The organism is Paenibacillus assamensis DSM 18201, assembly GCF_000422445.1.
Classification (GTDB): domain Bacteria; phylum Bacillota; class Bacilli; order Paenibacillales; family Paenibacillaceae; genus Paenibacillus_B; species Paenibacillus_B assamensis.
Window position 1 is genome coordinate 13,350 of the sequence record NZ_KE383839.1, and the last position, 19,339, is coordinate 32,688.

Annotated in this window: 1 protein-coding gene; it reads left to right on the forward strand. The window is 54.5% G+C overall.

From position 1 onward, the window contains the following. Window positions 1-90 precede the first annotated feature (90 nt). Window positions 91-19,041, forward strand: a complete 18,951-nt coding sequence (locus H580_RS0120375) for a non-ribosomal peptide synthetase (protein ID WP_028596421.1) — start codon at window positions 91-93, stop codon at window positions 19,039-19,041. Window positions 19,042-19,339 lie beyond the last annotated feature (298 nt).

Consider the following 19,339-nt stretch of genomic DNA (forward strand, 5'->3'; position numbering starts at 1 on the left):
TCGCCTGCGCGGTTCTTCTTAAGAGTGACTAAGTGACATCTAGGTACAAAGCCAATCTATAAAGAATCTCTAAAACGGGAGTGTGTCGATGTGAGAGAGAATACCAATGAGCAATATGGATTAACGCAAGCCCAGCGCCGAATATGGTTCACGGAAATTATGAATCCGGGAACGTCCATCACGATGATTTCTGGGACCTACCAAATGACGGGCCAGATCGACACACAGCTACTAGAGCAAGCGGTAGTAGAGATCGTCAAAACTTATGACGCTTTCCGAATCCGCATTAGCGGGGATTTGCAAAATCCAACGCAGTGGTTCGAAGAAGCGGAGAATGTCCAAGCTAGGTTAAACCACCTGGAAATAGAGACACCCGAACAATTCTATGCTTGGATGAAAGAAGTAAGCGAAAAACCGGCCAGCGTGTTCGACGAACACCTGTACCAATTTACGATTTTCCATGTTGCGAACGGCCAAGTATGGCTCAATTTGACGATAAATCATATTATCGCTGACGGTTTGTCAATCAACATTGTGCTGCATGCGGTGATGGAAAAATACTTGGAACTGCGCAAAGGCATCTCCAGCAGGTACCAAGCCCCTTCCTATCTGGATTATATTGCCGCGGAGCGTGAATATGAGCAATCGCAGCGTTATCAAAAAGGGAAGGAATACTGGCTGACGAAGTACAGCACTTTGCCTGAAACGACCGGCATTAAATCGTATTCGCCATTCTCGATCGGCAGCGAATCCAATAAACTGGCCATCACTTTGGACGGTTCCCGGTATGAACGCATTATGGCCTTCAGCGAACAATATCAGGTCAGCTTATATACGTTATTTCTGTCCGCCATGTACACCTTATTGTACAAGCTGACCGACAGCACCGATGTTCCGGTCGGCACGGTTTTCGCCAATCGCACCAGCAAGAAGGAAAAAGAAATGATCGGTATGTTCGTCAGCACCGTGGCTACAAGGATTTGTCTGAATCCAGACGGTCACGTGCTTTCCTTGATCCAAACGGTTTCCAAGGAAAATATGGCGGATCTGCGGTATCAGAAATACCCTTATAACCAATTGATCCAGGATTTACGTGAACAACACGGCCGCAACGATCTTTCGGGGCTGTTCCGCACGTCTCTGGAATATCTACCTTTGAAAGTCGTGGAGTATGAAGAAATTAAGGTACGCGGGGAGACTCACTTCGCTAGGCACGAGGTGGACGATTTGCTGCTGCGCTTCGACCATATGCTGCATGAAGACCATGTCATTTTCCATGCTTCCTATCGTACTGGCCTGTTCGAGAAGGCCGAGATTGATCGAATTATGGAACAGTATGTAAACGTTCTGGACCAGTTTCTTCAAACACCAGAACTGCCGATCCGCGAGATTTCTCTGCTGAGCGATGAGGAGAGACACCGCATTCTCAACGTTTTTAACCCGCCGGTGGCAGAGCTGAGCGAGGGAGAAGTGTTTCATCGGTATGTTGAAAGGTTTGCCCGGGAAATTCCGGATCACCCGGCAGTCGTCTACATGGACAAACAACTGACCTACGGCGAATTGAACGAACGCGCCGAGCGGCTGGCTTCTCTTCTTCGAGAACAGGGCGTGGGAAGGGAGACGATTACGGGGATCTGGGCGGAGCGTTCGGTGGAACTGCTGGTCGGGGTGCTCGCCGTTTGGAAAGCCGGCGGAGCCTATGTACCGCTGGACCCCGATTATCCGGCGGAGCGGATTGAGTACATGCTTAGCGATAGCGATGCATCGGTGCTGCTTACGCAGCGTCATCTGTTGGAGCGGGCCGAAGGTTGGTTGGCCGATAACCGGCTGAAGCTTCAAGCTGTCTATGCCATGGATGATGAACAGATTTATAACGGGGGTGCCTTAGCCACGGCATTTAAATCGGCCAGCAGCGCCCCGCAAGACTTGGCTTATGTGATTTACACCTCGGGTACGACGGGACGCCCGAAAGGCGTCATGATCGAGCACGGTAGTCTCGTGAATACGGCGGATGCGTACCGTCGCGAGTATCGATTGGATCAGTTCCCAGTGCGGCTGCTGCAGTTGGCCAGCTTCTCGTTTGACGTGTTCGTCGGAGACATCGCGCGGACGCTGTATAACGGAGGCACGATGGTGATTGTACCGAAGGATGACCGGATAGATCCGAACCGCTTATACGGCTGGATCCGAGACCAAAATATTACGGTATTCGAATCAACGCCTGCACTCATCCTGCCGTTCATGCAGCATATTTATGAAGAAGGGCTGGATGTTAGCTCCATGCAGTTGCTGATTACCAGTTCGGATGCTTGCAGTGTCACCGATTACCGATTGCTGCAGGAAAGATTCGGCGGACAATTCCGAATTATCAACAGCTATGGCATTACGGAAGCGGCGATTGACAGCAGCTTTTACGATGAGCCGCTGGATAAGCTGCCGCCGTCCGGTCATGTGCCGATCGGCAAATCTTGGCTGAACGCCCGGTTTTACATTGTCGATGCCGAGTTAAAGCCGGTTCCTGTAGGGGTTCCGGGCGAGCTTGTCATCGGAGGCGCAGGGGTGGGACGCGGGTACTGGAACCGTCCGGACCTAACCGCTGAGAAGTTTGTGGACAGCCCGTTTGTGCCGGGCGAACGTCTCTACCGGACAGGAGATATGGCTCGCTGGCTGGAAGACGGCAACGTCGGCTTCATCGGCCGGATCGACTATCAGGTGAAAATTCGCGGGTTCCGGATCGAGCTCGGCGAAATAGAAACGGCCCTGCTGCGTTTCCTTGGCGTCAAGCAGGCTGTGGTGATCGACCGTACGGATGAGCAGGGGCAAAAATATTTGTGCGGCTATGTGGCCGGGGATGCTTCCTTGCCGCTGAGCGATCTGCTGTCCCAATTGAAGCAAGAACTGCCGGCCCATATGGTCCCGGCCCGGCTGGTGTCACTTGATAAGCTTCCGCTCACGCCGAACGGCAAAATTGACCGTAAAGCGCTGCCTGAACCGACCGGAGAGGTAGACTCAGGCCGTGAGTACGTGGCTCCTCGCACAACGCTGGAAACAAGACTTGCTCTCATTTGGCAGCAGGTGCTCGGTATTGCGCGAGTTGGAGTCCAGGACGATTTCTTTGACCTAGGTGGTCATTCTTTGCGGGCCTCCATGCTTGTTTCCAAGATTCGTAAAGAGCTGCAGGTCGAGGTTCCGCTGCGGGACGTTTTCCGCTACACCACGATCGAACAATTGGCCCAAACAATCGGCGGTTTAAGGCAGCAGGAGACGTATGAGATTACAAAGGCGGCTGAAGCCGAGTGCTATCCGGTTTCATCCGAGCAAAAGCGTCTGTATGTCCTGCGCCAGCTTGACGGGGCCGAGCGCAGCTACAATATGTCAGCGGCGATTCTTCTCGAAGGCAAGCTGGACCGTATGCGCGTCGAGCACGCGTTCCGGGCGCTGATTCAGCGCCATGAGACGCTGCGTACCGGGATCGAGCAGGTTCAAGGCGAGCTTGTTCAGCTCATCGATGACGAGGTGGAGTTTGCTGTAGATTATTTTCAGGCGGATGAACGGGAAGTGGACCAGGTGGTGGAAGCTTACTTTTGCCCGTTTGATCTGACCAAACCGCCACTTCTCCGTATTGGTCTGATCGAGGTTGCGGAGGATCGCCACATTTTGCTGTTCGATATGCACCATATCGTCTCGGATGGCATTTCGACAGCGCTGCTCTTCGACGAGTTTAGCCGCTTGTATCGGGGCGAGGAACTGGACCCGCTGCACATTCAATACAAAGATTATGCCGTTTGGCAGCATTCCGAAGCTTACGAGCAGATGCTTCTGCCGCAGAAGGAGTACTGGCTGGAACAGCTGTCAGGCGAGCTTCCGGTCTTGGAGCTGCCGACGGACTACCCGCGGCCTGCGGTGCAAAGCTTTGACGGCCGGACCGTGAAGTTTTATATCGGGAAAGAGCGGACGGAAAAGCTGAAAGAGCTGGCGGCACAGACGGGCACGACCCTGTACATGGTGCTGCTGTCGGCTTACTCGATCCTTATGCATAAATATTCGGGTCAGGAAGATCTGATTGTCGGAACGCCGATTGCCGGAAGAACGCAGGAAGAAGTACAGCCAATCATAGGGATGTTTATCAACACCTTGGCCATTCGCAGTCGTCCGGAGCGTTCCAAACCGTTCCTTTCGTACCTGGAAGAAATCAAGGACATCACGCTCGGGGCTTTCGAACACCAAAATTATTTGTTCGAAGACTTGGTGGAAAGTCTTCACATTCCGCGCGCGACCGGCCGCAATCCGCTCTTTGATACGTTTTTCTCCCTGCAAAATACGGAGAACGAGCAAATTGTCATCGAGGGGCTGGAGCAATCGTTTTATCCATTGGAGAACCGAACATCCAAGTTCGAGCTGCTCCTAGATATTTCGGAACTGGACGGTCAGCTCGAATGCCGGTTTGAATACGCTACGGCTTTGTATAAACAAGAGACAGCCGAACGGTTTGCTAAACATTATGACAAGCTGTTAGAAACTATCGCAGCAGCGCCGGAAGGAGATATTGCCTCGCTGGAAATGCTCACGGAAGAGGAAATCCGCGAACTGGTATGTGGTTTCAACGATTCAGAGGCGGACTACCCGCGGCAGCAGACGATTCACGGCTTGTTCGAAGAGCAGGCAAAGCTTTACCCGGACAACGTGGCTGCCGTCATGAACGAGCGGCAGTTGACCTACCGCGAGCTGAACGAGCGATCCAACCGGCTTGCAAGGACGCTGCGTGAGACAGGAGTAGAAGCGGATCAGCTGGTAGCGATTCTGGCCGAACGCTCGCTCGATATGGTCGTCGGCATTTTGGCGATTCTCAAAGCAGGCGGAGCCTACGTGCCTGTCGATCCCGACTACCCGGAGGAGCGCATCCGCTTCATGATCGAGGATTCGGGCGCGCCGTTATTGCTGATTCAAAAGCATCTGCATGAGAGGACCGACTTCGCAGGAACACGCCTCGAATTGGATGATTTTGTTTGGGGTGACAGAGGGGTGGACTCCGTCGATGCGCTGGACGCTTCGAACCTAGAACCGATTTCCGGGCCGGGCAACCTGGCTTATGTCATCTACACGTCGGGAACGACCGGCAGACCGAAAGGAACGCTAATCGAACATAAGAACGTCGTGCGCCTCCTGTTTAACGACAAGAATCTGTTCGACTTCGGTCCGTCTGACACGTGGACGCTGTTCCACTCGTTCTGCTTCGATTTCTCCGTCTGGGAAATGTACGGTGCGCTGCTGTACGGAGGAAAGCTGGTCATTGTACCGCCTCTCACGGCGAAAAATCCGGCCGATTTCCTGGCGCTGCTGGGCCGTGAGCAGGTCACGATTTTGAACCAGACACCAACATACTTCTACCAACTGCTGCGCGAGGTTTTGGCGGAACATCCGTATGATCTGCGGATTCGCAACGTCATCTTCGGGGGTGAAGCGCTGAGTCCGCTGCTGCTCAAGGGCTTCAAGACGAAGTACCCGGAGACGAAGTTAATCAATATGTACGGCATTACAGAGACGACGGTTCACGTTACGTATAAGGAAATCACATGGGTCGAAATGGAGGCGGCGAAGAGCAATATCGGCAAGCCGATCCCAACGCTGAGCGTGTATGTCCTTGATGACAACCGCCGCCCTGTACCGATCGGCGTAGCGGGCGAAATGTACGTGGCCGGGGAAGGCCTTGCGAGAGGCTACTTGAATCGACCGGATCTGACAGCGGAGAAGTTCGTCGATTCCCCGTTTGCAGAGGGGGAGAAACTGTACCGCTCCGGGGACTTGGCGGTTTGGCTGCCGGACGGTAACATCGAATATCTGGGACGGATCGACCACCAGGTCAAAATCCGGGGTTACCGGATCGAGCTGGACGAAATCGAGACGCAGCTTCTGAACGTCGAGGGCGTGGAAGAAGCGGTGGTGCTCGCCCATCAGGACAGCGATGGCGAAAAGGCGCTTGTCGCCTACTTTGTAGCGGACCGGACGCTGACGGTCAGTGAATTGAGAACCTCACTGGCCCAGGTAATGCCTGGGTATATGATTCCGTCGTACTTCGTGCAGCTGGAGCGCATGCCGCTGACGTCCAACGGTAAAGTGGACCGCAAAGCGCTGCCGGAGCCGCAAGGCGGTTTGCAAACGGGCGTCGAATATGTAGCGCCGCGTAACCGGACGGAGTCTCAGCTTGTGAAGATCTGGGAGGAAGTGCTGGGTTACTCCGGCATTGGAGTCCTTGACAATTTCTTCGAACTCGGTGGACACTCCTTGCGGGCGACGAACCTTGTCAGCAAAATTCGCAAGGAAATGAACGTGGAACTTCCGCTGCGCGATGTGTTCCGCTATACGACGGTAGAGTCTATGGCCGGGGCTATTGCTAGCTTGGAAGAAACGCGGTACAGCTCGATTCCGAAAGCGGAAGAGAGAGCGTACTATCCGGTATCCTCCGCGCAAAAAAGGCTGTACGTCCTGCATCAGCTGGATAGCTCTGAGCTGAATTACAACCTCCCAAGCGCATTGCAATTGAAGGGGGCTTTGAACGAGGCCAAGGTAGAACAGGCGTTGACTACTTTGGTGGCCCGGCATGATATGCTGCGGACCAGCTTTGAAATCGTGAATGGGGAGCCGGTGCAGCGTATTCATCCACTCGCAGCTTTCAAGGTCGAGAAGCTTCAAGCTAGCGAAGATCAGGTTGCGGCCATTCTTGAAGGCTTCATTCAGCCTTTTGACTTGACCCATCCGCCTTTGCTGCGCGCCTTGCTGATCGAACTGGGGAAAGAGAAATTCTTGCTCGCGTTGGATATTCATCATATTGGTTCCGACGGCCTTTCCATGGACGTGCTGTTGCGCGAATTCGTGCGGCTTTACAATGGGGAACAATTGCCGGAACTGCGGATTCAATATAAGGATTACGCTGTTTGGCAGCAATCCGAAGAGCAGCGCCAGCGCATCAAACAGCAGGAGGAATATTGGCGCGGGGTATTCAGCTCCGAGCTTCCTGTTCTTGAGCTGCCTCTCGACTTCTCCCGTCCAGCCGTGCAGCAGTTTGATGGTCAAACGCTCACGTTTACGCTGGATGCGGAGAAAAGCGAAGCTCTCAAACGGCTTGCTGGCGATTCGGGTGCGACGCTGTACATGCTTCTGCTGGCTGCGTACTCTGTATTGCTCCATAAATACGCGGGACAGGAAGATATCGTGGTCGGCACTCCGATTGCCGCCCGTTCTCACGCCGACCTGCAGCCGATTATCGGCATGTTTGTCAATACGCTGGCTCTTCGCTTGGGTCCGGTGGCGGAGCGGACGTTCTTGGATTACTTGCAGGAAGTGAAGGAAACGACGCTTGGAGCCTATGAGAACCAGGACTATCCGTTTGAGGAACTGGTGGAAGCTCTTCAGGTGAGCCGGGATTTAAGCCGGAATCCTCTGTTTGATACCATGTTTTCATTGCAAAAGCACGAAAGCTTGGATGTAACCCCAGCAGGTTTGCAATGGTCCCAATTCGACATCGAGGAAAAGACGGCAAAGTTTGATCTTAGCTTAGATATCGTGGAAGCCGATAACGAGCTGGTTTGCAAGATCGAGTATGCTACCTCAATGTTTAGACAGGAAACGATGGTACGGCTGGCGGGTCATTACGAACAGCTTTTAACGTCGATTATGGCTCAGCCGGGTGCGCGGATTGCGGATTTGGATATTTTGACGGACAGCGAAAAGCATAAGTTGCTGGTCGGGTTTGACGTATCGTCTTCGGCTTTGGCAGAGCAATCTGCCGCAGAGGGTGCAGGCTTGGATGCGGATAAGTCGTGGAAAGAGAGAACGTTCCACGAGCTGTTCGAGCAACAGGCGGAGCGTACTCCGGGAGCGATGGCGGTTGTCTACGAAGACAGCAAGCTGACGTATGCGGAGCTGAACGCCAAAGCGAATCGTCTGGCGTATGCACTGCGGGCGCGCGGGGTGAAGCCGGAGCAGGTGGTCGGCATTCTGGCTGGTCGTTCGACGGAGCTGTTGATTGGGGTGCTCGCCGTATGGAAAGCTGGCGGCGCTTATGTGCCGCTCGACCCGGACTATCCGGCGGATCGGATCGAGTATATGCTCACGGACAGCGGAGCGTCGGTGCTGCTTACGCAGACCCGTCTGCTGGAGCAGGTGGAAGCGTGGCGCAGCGATGGAGTACTCGTGCTGCAAACGGTGTTTGCGCTTGATGACGACGCGACGTACAGCCTCGGAGCGGCGGAAGCGGCTGTGGCTGTACAAGCATTGGAAGAAGCAGGCGCAGAAATGGAGGCTTTAGCGCAAGCGCAAGCGGAAATGACTTCTGCTGAAACGTCCGCCACGGCAGAAGCCGAGAAGAACGTACTAGCTGTGGATCTCGCATCGAATCCGGCGAATGTGAACAAGCCGCGAGATTTGGCTTACGTTATCTACACCTCCGGTACGACAGGACGTCCGAAGGGCGTGGCGGTGGAACACCGCAGCCTGGTAAACACGGCGGAGGGCTACCGGAGGGACTACCGCCTGGATCAGTTCCCGATCCGGCTGCTTCAGCTCGCCAGCTTCTCGTTCGACGTGTTCGTCGGCGACATTGCGCGGACGCTGTACAACGGCGGTACGATGGTCATCGTGCCGAAGGACGACCGGATTGATCCAACCCGCCTCTACGATTGGATTCGCGACTACGCCGTGACGGTGTTCGAATCGACTCCGGCGCTGATCGTGCCGTTCATGGAGCATGTGCATGCCGAAGGTCTGGACCTCAGTTCGATGCAACTGCTGATCACAAGCTCGGATGCGTGCAGTGTAGCGGATTACCGCACCTTGCAGGAGCGCTTCGGCTCGCAGTTCCGTATTATTAACAGCTACGGCGTAACGGAAGCGGCGATTGACTCCAGCTTCTATGACGAGCCACTGGAGAAACTACCGAAGACGGGCAGCGTGCCGATCGGGAAAGCGTGGCTGAACGCCAAGTTCTACATCGTGGATGCAAATTTGAAGCCCGTGCCTATCGGGGTGTTAGGCGAGCTGGTTATCGGTGGAGCAGGTGTGGCCCGCGGTTACTTGAACCGCCCGGATTTGACGATGGAGAAATTCGTAGATAGCCCATTCGCCACCGGGGAGCGGCTGTACCGGACCGGCGACCTGGCGCGCTGGATGCCGGACGGCAACGTGGACTTCATCGGCCGGATCGACAACCAGGTGAAAATTCACGGCTATCGGATCGAGCTTGGTGAAATAGAAGCGGTCATGCAAAATGTTGCTGGCGTGCGTCAAGCGCTTGTCATCGACCGGACGGACGAGCGGGAGAAGAAATATTTGTGTGGGTACGTCGCAGCCGATTCCAGCTTCGATCTGGAAGGACTTGTGACTCATCTGGGCGCCGCATTGCCTTCCCATATGGTGCCTTCGCGCATCATGCGACTGGATCAAATGCCGCTTACGCCGAACGGGAAGATCGACCGTAAAGCGCTGCCTGTGCCGGAAGGAAGCATTCGTGCTGAGGTTGCATACACGGCGCCTCGTACGCCTGCCGAGCAAGCACTTGCGTCGGTCTGGCAGTCGGTGTTGGGCGTGGATCAGGTCGGCACGATGGACAATTTCTTTGCGCTCGGCGGCGATTCAATCAAGGCCTTGCAGGTATCGTCCCGTCTTTTGCAAACGGGGTATAAGCTGGTCATGAAAGATTTGTTCCATTACCCGACGATTTCTGCCCTTAGTTTGCAGCTGCAAACGGCGGAGAGAATGGCAAATCAGGCCGAAGTGACGGGAGAGGTCATCTTAACTCCGATTCAGCGCTGGTTCTTTGAACAAAATCCGGCCGACGTGCATCATAGCAATCAGGCGTTCATGCAGTTCTCCAAGCAAGGATTTGACGAAGAAGCTTTACGCCAAGCGGTGCGTCAGCTTGTCGTGCATCACGATGCTCTCCGTACGGTTTACCGTCTAACTGAGAACGGCTATACCGCCTGGAACCGAGGCGCCCGGGATAACGAAGCGTTGTTCGATTTGGAAGTTGTCGATTTCAAGGGAGTCGGCGACGTGAAAGAAGCGGTAGAGGCTAAGGCAAATGACATTCAAGCGAGCATCGATCTGGAAAACGGTCCGTTGGTGAAAATCGGCTTGTTCCGCTGCGACGACGGCGACCACCTGCTCATCGCGATCCATCACTTGGTCGTAGACGGTGTATCCTGGCGTATTCTGCTTGAGGATTTTGCTGCCGGCTATGAGCAGGCGCTGCAAGGGCAGCCGATCCGTTTACCGCTCAAAACGGATTCATTCCAAGCATGGGCGAAACAGCTCGCTGATTATGCGAACGGTCTGGCGATGGAAAGCGAAAGAGAGTATTGGCAGCATATCGAGCAATTGAGTTATGAGCCGCTTCCAAAAGATTTTGACCAAGGTAGATCCAAGCTGAAGGACAGCGGGCTCGTGACCGTTCGCTGGACAGCGGAAGAAACCGAACAGCTGCTGAAGCAGGCACACCGTGCTTACCATACGGAAATGAACGATTTGCTGCTTGCCGCGCTTGGCCTAGCGGTACAAGCTTGGAGCGGCCGGGAACGCGTGCTGGTGAATCTAGAAGGCCACGGTCGGGAAGACATTTTGCCGGATGTGGACATTACGCGCACGATAGGCTGGTTTACAAGCCAATTCCCTGTCGTTCTGGAACTGGGTGACGCTCAGGCGCTCAGTCATCAGGTAAAACAGGTTAAAGAAAGCTTGCGCCGCATTCCGAACAAAGGAATCGGCTACGGCATCCTACGTTATTTATCGGCGCCGCGTGACGGTGAGCGCTTCGTTTTGGAGCCGGAGATCAGCTTTAACTATTTGGGTCAGTTCGACCAGGATTACGAAAGCAGCGGCTCGCAGCAGTCTCCGTTCAGCCCGGGCTCCGATTCAAGCCCGAATGCAATGATGGATTTTGTCCTCGATATCAATGGTATGGTGTCGGAAGGAGTGCTGGAACTCACGATCCGTTATGGGGAAACCCAGTATAAACGGGAAACGGTAGAGCGCCTGGGCACCCTGCTTCAATCGAGCTTGTGTGAAGTTATCAGTCATTGCGTATCGAAAGAGCTTCCGGAGCTTACGCCTAGCGATGTACTACTTCAAGATGTGACGCTGGAGGAACTGGAGCGGCTGGCCGAACATACGGCGGCGCTTGGCGAACTGGAGAATGTATACATCCTGACTCCGCTGCAAAAAGGGATGTTGTTCCACAGCCTGCTGGATGCCGATTCGGAAGCTTACTTCGAACAGGTGACCTTCGATCTGTACGGCACCCTGAATGTCGAAGCCTTCACTCAAGGATTGGATACGCTGGTACAGCGGAATGAGACGCTGCGGACCAACTTTATTACCGGCTGGAGAGACGAGCCGATTCAAGTGGTGTTCCGCGAGCGAAAGTGTGAAGTGTACTTCGAAGATATTCGCTCGGTTAGCGATGAAGATTCGGAGAAGACGATAGCCGATTTCGTTAGTGCGGATAAAGCGAACAAGTTCGATTTGGCCCGAGGTTCTCTTATGCGCGTGACCGTTCTGCGCACGGGCGAAGAGTCTTACCATGTGATCTGGAGTCACCATCACATTTTGATGGATGGCTGGTGCATGTCCTTCATGCTCAAGGAAGTGTTTGACGCCTACTTCGCGTTCCAGGAGAATCGGACGCTAGAGCTTCCTCCGGTTACCTCGTACTCCCGGTATATCGAATGGCTGGAAGTTCAAGATGCCGAGAAAGCTTCGCGTTACTGGTCCGAGTACTTGGTGGGTTATGATCAGCAGACCAAGCTTCCTCAGGAGAAAACGCAGCTGAAGCAGGGCGCTTTTGAAGCGGCCGAAATCGATGTGGAACTTAGTAAGGAACTGACCGGGAAAATCGAGCGGATGGCACGCCAGCAGCAGGTGACGATCAATACGTTCATGCAGACCGTATGGGGACTGGTTCTGCAGGTATACAACAACAGCGAGGATGTCGTATTTGGCTCCGTTGTATCCGGGCGTCCAGCGGAAATTCCGGGCATCGAAAGCATGATCGGCCTGTTTATTAATACAATTCCGGTCCGTATTCAAGGAAAAGCCGAGGAGACGGTAGCTGATATTTTGAGGAAAACCCAGGATCAAGCGCTGGCATCGGGAGCTTACGAAACGTTCCCGCTGTTCGAAATTCAGTCACTGAGCGAGCAAAAACGCGACTTGATCAACCATATCATGGTCTTTGAAAATTATCCGATGGAAGAACAAATTGAGCAGGTCGTCGGCGGACATGAAGAAGCGCTGAAAATCGCTAATATCCAGTCGCCGGAGCAAACGAACTACGATCTGGATATTACCGTCATTCCGGAAGAGCATATTTTGCTGCGGTTTACGTACAATGCGCTGACGTTCAGAGAGGAAGACATCAGGCAGATCCACGGTCATTTTGCCCAGGCACTGGAGAAAGTTGCAGCTAACCCGAATATCCAAGTGAATCAGTTGGAGCTTTTGACACCAGCGGAAAAAGACCACATTCTCGGCGCGTTCAACCCGGCGCAGCCAGAAGCGGCTCCTGTGACCGCGTTCCACAGGTTGTTCGAAGAACAGGCGGAGCGCACCCCGGAAGCGGCAGCTGTCGTGTACGATAACGATCGGCTGACGTATGCAGAGCTGAACGAGCGGGCGAACCGCGTAGGGGCTACGCTGCGCGCAAGCGGCATTGGCAGGGAAACAATCGTCGGCATTCTTGCCGAGCGTTCGGTGGACTTGCTAGTGGCCGTGCTGGCCGTCTGGAAAGCGGGCGGGGCGTATGTGCCGCTAGACCCGGATTACCCGGCGGAGCGCGTGCGGTTTATGCTGGAAGACAGCGGAGCGAAAGTGCTGTTGACGCAAACGGCGCTGCGAGATCGTGCCGAAGCCTGGCTCGACGAAGAGGGGCTGGCACTGGCGGCCGTGCTGTACCTGGACGACGAAGCGTGGTATAGCCAGGAGCGGGCGAATGCGTCGGTTGTCTCCAGCATGGCCTCCGGCAAGCTGACGGATGCTGTGGACGACGGCGATGAGAGCTATCAGCATGTCGTCACTGACAGCTTCCATGAAGCCTGTCCGGAGGATCTGGCCTACGTAATCTACACGTCGGGAACGACGGGCAAGCCGAAGGGGGTGATGATCGAGCATCGCAGCCTAGTGAACACGGCGGCGGGCTACCGGAGGGAATACCGGTTGGATCAGTTCCCGGTACGGCTGTTGCAGCTTGCAAGTTTCTCGTTCGACGTGTTCGTCGGAGATATCGCGCGGACGCTGTATAACGGAGGCACGATGGTAATTGTGCCGAAGGACGACCGGATCGATCCGTCTCGTCTGCACCACTGGATAGAGCGGGAGCGGGTAACCATCTTTGAATCAACGCCGGCGCTGATCGTACCGTTCATGGAGTACGTGCACGAGCAGCGGCTGGACATGAGCGGGATGGAGTTGTTGATTACGAGCTCGGACAGCTGCAGTGTGGCGGATTACCGAACTTTACAGGAACGCTTCGGCTCGTTGTTCCGGATTATCAACGCATACGGCGTGACGGAAGCGGCGATCGACTCAAGCTTCTACGACGAGCCGTTGATGAAGCTGCCGCAGACAGGCAATGTGCCGATAGGCAAAGCGTGGCTGAATGCGAAATTCTACATCGTGGACACGCATCTGAATCCGGTGCCGGTCGGGGTGCTGGGTGAACTGGTCATCGGCGGAGTCGGTGTAGCGCGCGGGTACTTGAACCGTCCAGAGCTGACAGAAGAGAAGTTTGTAGACAGCCCGTTCGCCGCGGGCGAGCGGCTGTACCGAACGGGAGACATGGCGCGTTGGATGGAAGACGGCAATGTGGACTTCATCGGCCGAATTGACAATCAGGCGAAAATCCGGGGGTACCGGATCGAGACGGGCGAGATCGAGTCGCAACTGCTGCGGGTGGAAGGCTTGCGCGAAGCGGTGGTGCTGGTTCGAAGTGACGCAAATGGACAGAAAGCGCTGTGCGCGTACTACACGCCGGATACCGGGGTGGAACTAGCGGTGAACGATTTGCGCAGCGCGCTGGCGCAGGAACTGCCTGGGTACATGATCCCGTCGTACTTCGTCGCACTGGAGTGCATGCCACTGACGCCGAACGGAAAGATCGACCGGAAGGCGCTCCCGTCACCGGAAGGGGGGGCAGGCGGAGGCTACGAATACGTAGCGCCGCGCACCGAACTTGAGGCGAAGCTGGCAGCCATTTGGCAGAATGTGCTTGTTCAGGAGAAGGCGGTAGGTGTAACCGACAACTTCTTCGACCTTGGCGGACACTCTCTGAGAGCGACGACGCTTGTCAGCAAGATGCATAAGGAGCTAGGCGTCGAATTCCCGCTTCGCGACGTTTTCCGCTACTCGACGGTTGAGGAAATGGCTGCGGCTATGGAGCGGATGGAGATAGGCTCGTTCACGGCTATTCCGGCTGCGGAACTTAGTGAGTATTATCCGCTCTCTTCCGCTCAAAAACGTCTTTATATCTTGAACCAACTGGAAGGAGGCGAGCTGAGCTACAACATACCGGGAGCCATGCTGCTTGAAGGGGAGCTCGATCGACAGCGGTTTGAGGAAGCGTTTTGCGGGCTTGTAGCTCGTCATGAAACGCTGCGTACCGGCTTTGAAATGGTAAAAGGAGAAGTAGTTCAGCGGATTTATGAAGAAGCCGCCTTCCAGGTGGAATATGTGCAGATTAGCGGGGAGCAGGCGGAAGAAACGGTGCGCCAATTCGTTCGTCCGTTTGATCTAGCGAAGCCGCCACTTCTGCGGGTAGGCCTTGCCGAACTGGCACCGGACCGGCACATTCTGATGTTCGATACGCATCATATCGTTTCTGACGGCGTTTCGATGGACGTACTTATCGACGAGTTCGTCCGCTGGTACAGCGGAGAGCAGTTGGAGCCGCTTCGCATTCAGTACAAAGATTATGCGGTATGGCAGCAATCGGACGAGCAGAAAGCTCAGCTTGCCAAGCAGGAAGCCTACTGGCTCGACATGTTCCGCGGAGAGCTGCCGGTCTTGGAATTGCCGACGGACTATCCGCGCCCAGTTATGCAGAGCTATGAGGGCCGCACGCTGCAATTGTTTATGAATAGCGAGAAAAGCGAAGGTTTGAAACGGCTTGCAGCCGAGAACGGCGCAACGCTTTACATGGTTCTGCTTGCTGGCTATACAATGTTATTGCATAAATATACAGGACAAGAAGACGTGGTGGTCGGTACGCCGATTGCGGGAAGAAATCACAGCGATGTTCAGCCGTTGATTGGGATGTTCGTCAATACCCTTGCCATCCGCAGTTATCCGACTGCCGATAAGACGTTCCTTGACTACTTAATGGAAATCAAGGAGACGACGCTGGGCGCGTTTGAACATCAAAATTATCCGTTTGAGGAACTGGTAGATAAGGTAAACGTGGCTCGCGATTTAAGCCGCAATCCGCTGTTCGATACGATGTTTGCTTTGCAGAATACAGAGAATTTGGAAATCCAGCTCTCTGGACTCCATATGTCGACGTTTGCTAGCGAAGAAATTGTTTCTAAATTCGATCTCAGCTTGGACGTCACGGAGATCGAGGAAGGCTTGGAATATCTGTTTGAATACGCGACTGCGCTGTATAAAACCGAAACGGTGGAGAAATTGGCCGCTCACTACTTGCAACTGCTTGAATCCATTCTTCGCAATCCGTCGGCGACTATTGCCGAGCTTGGCATTTTGACACCAGTGGAAAAAGAGCAAATTCTCGGCGCGTTCAACCCGGCGCAGCCGGAAGCGGCTCCTGCGGTCGCATTCCACCGGCTGTTCGAGGAACAGGCGGAGCGCACACCGGAAGCGGAGGCCGTCGTGTACGAGAACGACCGGCTGACGTATGCGGAGCTAAACGAGCGGGCAAACCGCTTGGCTGCTACGCTGCGCGCAAGCGGCATTGGTCGGGAGACGATCGTCGGCATTCTCGCCGAGCGTTCGGTGGACTTGCTAGTGGCCGTGCTGGCCGTCTGGAAAGCGGGCGGGGCGTATGTGCCGCTCGACCCGGATTACCCGGCGGAGCGCGTGCGGTTCATGCTCGAAGACAGCGGAGCGAAGGTGCTGTTGACGCAAACGGGGCTGCGAGAGCGTGCTGAAGCCTGGTTCGGTGAAGAGGAGCTGGCGTTGGCGGCGGTATTGTACCTAGACGACGAAGCGTCCTACAGCAAGGAACTGGCCAATGTGCCGGTTGTCTCCAGCATGGTCTCCGGCAAGCTGACGGATGCTGTGGATGACGGTGATGAGAGTCATCAGGATGTTGGCACCGACAGCTTCCATAAAGCCCGCCCGGAGGATCTGGCGTACGTAATCTACACGTCAGGAACGACGGGCAAGCCGAAGGGTGTGATGATCGAGCATCGCAGCTTGGTGAACACGGCGGCAGGCTATTGCAGAGAATACCAGTTGAATCAGTTCCCGGTACGGCTGTTGCAGCTCGCAAGCTTCTCGTTCGACGTGTTCGTTGGAGATATTGCGCGGACGTTGTACAACGGAGGCATGATGGTAATTGTGCCGAAGGACGACCGGATCGATCCGTCTCGTCTGCACCACTGGATAGAGCGGGAGCGAGTAACCATCTTCGAATCAACACCGGCGCTGATCGTGCCGTTCATGGAGTACGTGCACGAGCAGCGGCTGGATATGAGCGGGATGGAGCTGTTGATTACGAGCTCGGATAGCTGCAGCGTGGCGGATTACCGAATCTTGCAGGAACGCTTTGGCTCGTTGTTCCGGATCATCAACGCATACGGCGTGACGGAAGCAGCGATTGACTCAAGCTTCTACGACGAGCCGTTGATAAAGCTGCCTCAGACAGGCAATGTGCCGATTGGCAAAGCGTGGCTGAATGCGAAATTCTACATCGTGGACACGCATCTGAATCCGGTGCCGGTCGGGGTGCTGGGCGAGCTGGTCATCGGTGGAGTCGGTGTAGCGCGCGGGTACTTGAACCGTCCGGAGCTGACAGAAGAGAAGTTTGTAGACAGCCCGTTCGTCGCGGGCGAGCGGCTATACCGCACGGGAGACTTGGCGCGGTGGACGGAGGACGGCAATGTAGACTTCATCGGCCGAATCGACAACCAGGCGAAAATCCGGGGCTACCGGATTGAGACGGGAGAAATTGAGTCGCAGCTGCTATGGGTGGAAGGTGTGCGCGAAGCGGTGGTGCTGGTTCGAAGTGACGCGGACGGGCAGAAAGCGCTGTGCGCGTACTACACAACGGATGGCGAACTAACGGCGGCAGACCTGAAACGGGCGATCTCCAGCGAGCTGCCGGGCTATATGATCCCGTCGTACTTCGTGGAGCTGGAGCGCCTGCCTCTGACGCCGAACGGAAAAATTGACCGGAAGGCGCTGCCGGCGCCGGAAGGGGGAGCAAGCGCAGGCCGCGAATACGTGGCGCCGCGCACCAAACTTGAGGCGAAACTGGTCGCCATCTGGCAGGACGTGCTCGGGTCGGTCACGATTGGCGTGACGGACAACTTCTTCGACCTCGGCGGGCACTCCCTACGGGCGACGACTCTGGTCAGCAAGGTGCACAAGGAGCTGAGTGTGGACCTGCCGCTGCGCGATGTGTTCCGACACTCGACCGTCGAAGCGATGGCCGAAGCGATTAGCCAATTGGAGCGACAGGAATACCTCTCCATTCCAGTACTGGATAAGAGGGATTACTATCCACTTTCCTCCGTGCAAAAACGGCTGTACATCCAGCAGCAGATGGAAGGCGCCGAGCTTAGCTACAACATGTCAGGCATGACGGTTCTCGTCGGGCGCTTAGAACGGAAACCATTCGAGTCGGCGCTCAAAGAAGTGATAGCTCGTCACGAAATTTTGCGAACTGGCTTCGAAATGGTTGACGGCGAACCGGTACAACGGATTTATCCGGACTTGGAGTTTGCCGTCGAGTATACGAAAGCAACGGAAAGCGAAACGAATAGCATCGTAGACTGCTTTGTGCGCGTCTTTGATTTGGAGCGGCCGCCGCTGCTGCGCGTAGGTTTAGTCGAATGGGAGGCAGAACGGCATCTGCTCATGCTGGACATTCATCATATCGTCACGGATGGCTTGTCGATGGGCATCTTCGTCGAAGAGTTGCTGCGCCTGTATAACGGCGAGACGCTGGAACCGCTTCGGGTTCAATATAAGGAATTCGCCGCTTGGCAGCAGTCCGAACCTGTAAAAGAGCGGCTGAAACGTCAGGAAGCCTACTGGCTGGACGTGCTGGAAGGTGAACTGCCGACGCTTGAACTGCCGACGGACTTTGTCAGACCTGCCACTCGCAGCTTTGATGGAGATGTGCTACCTTTCAGCATCGACAAGCAGATGACTGACAGCTTGCAGCGCATCGCCGATGAGAACGGTGCGACCCTATATATGGTGTTATTTACGGCCTATTCTATCCTGCTCAGCAAATACTCGGGACAAGAAGACTTCATTGTAGGCACACCGGTTTCGGGCCGCACACATGCCGACCTTGAGCCGCTCATCGGAATGTTTGTCAACACGTTGGCGATTCGACATTATCCGTCCGGGGAGAAGACGTTCCTCGCTTACTTGAACGAAGTCAAAGAAACGATGTTGGGGGCCTACGACCACCAGGATTATCCGTTCGAGGAGCTTGTGAAAAAGCTGCAGGCGCCGCGAGATCAAAGCCGCAATCCTGTATTCGATGTCATGTTTGTTCTAGAAACCAAGGAAGATAACGTTCAAAGCTTCGGGGATATCAAGATCGAATCTTATCCGGAAACTCATACGGTTTCCCAATTTGATCTTACCTTGGTCATTTCGTTGCTCGATGAGGGAATGAACGGACAGTTTGAATATGCGACCAAGTTGTTTACGCGCAATCTGATCGACAATTTCGCTCAGGACCTGCTCGTGATCATCAACCAAATTGGCGAACAGCCTTCGGTACTGTTAAAGGATATTTCCCTGAACGGGCAATCCGAACAGGACCAAGATATGCTAGAGGCCATTGATATTATTTTCTAATCTATTACCCGGCTTGGGTGTACACCGTATTTCTCTCGGTATGCATCCTGCCGGTTTTTTTTCAATTAAAAGATGAGTACTGGAACAGTAAGAGTTTTGATTGAAGAATTTAACAACATAAAAATAGATAATCACCTAACTTTAGTTCGAAAAGAGCAACATATGCGACAATTAGTATATTGAGGAATTGGTTATGAAAATTTTAATTATTGAAACAGTAAAAGTTTCCAACTTGCTTTTATGGTAATGTAATACTTTTTATTATTATTCGTGCTCTTCATATGCTCTGGCAAACGCA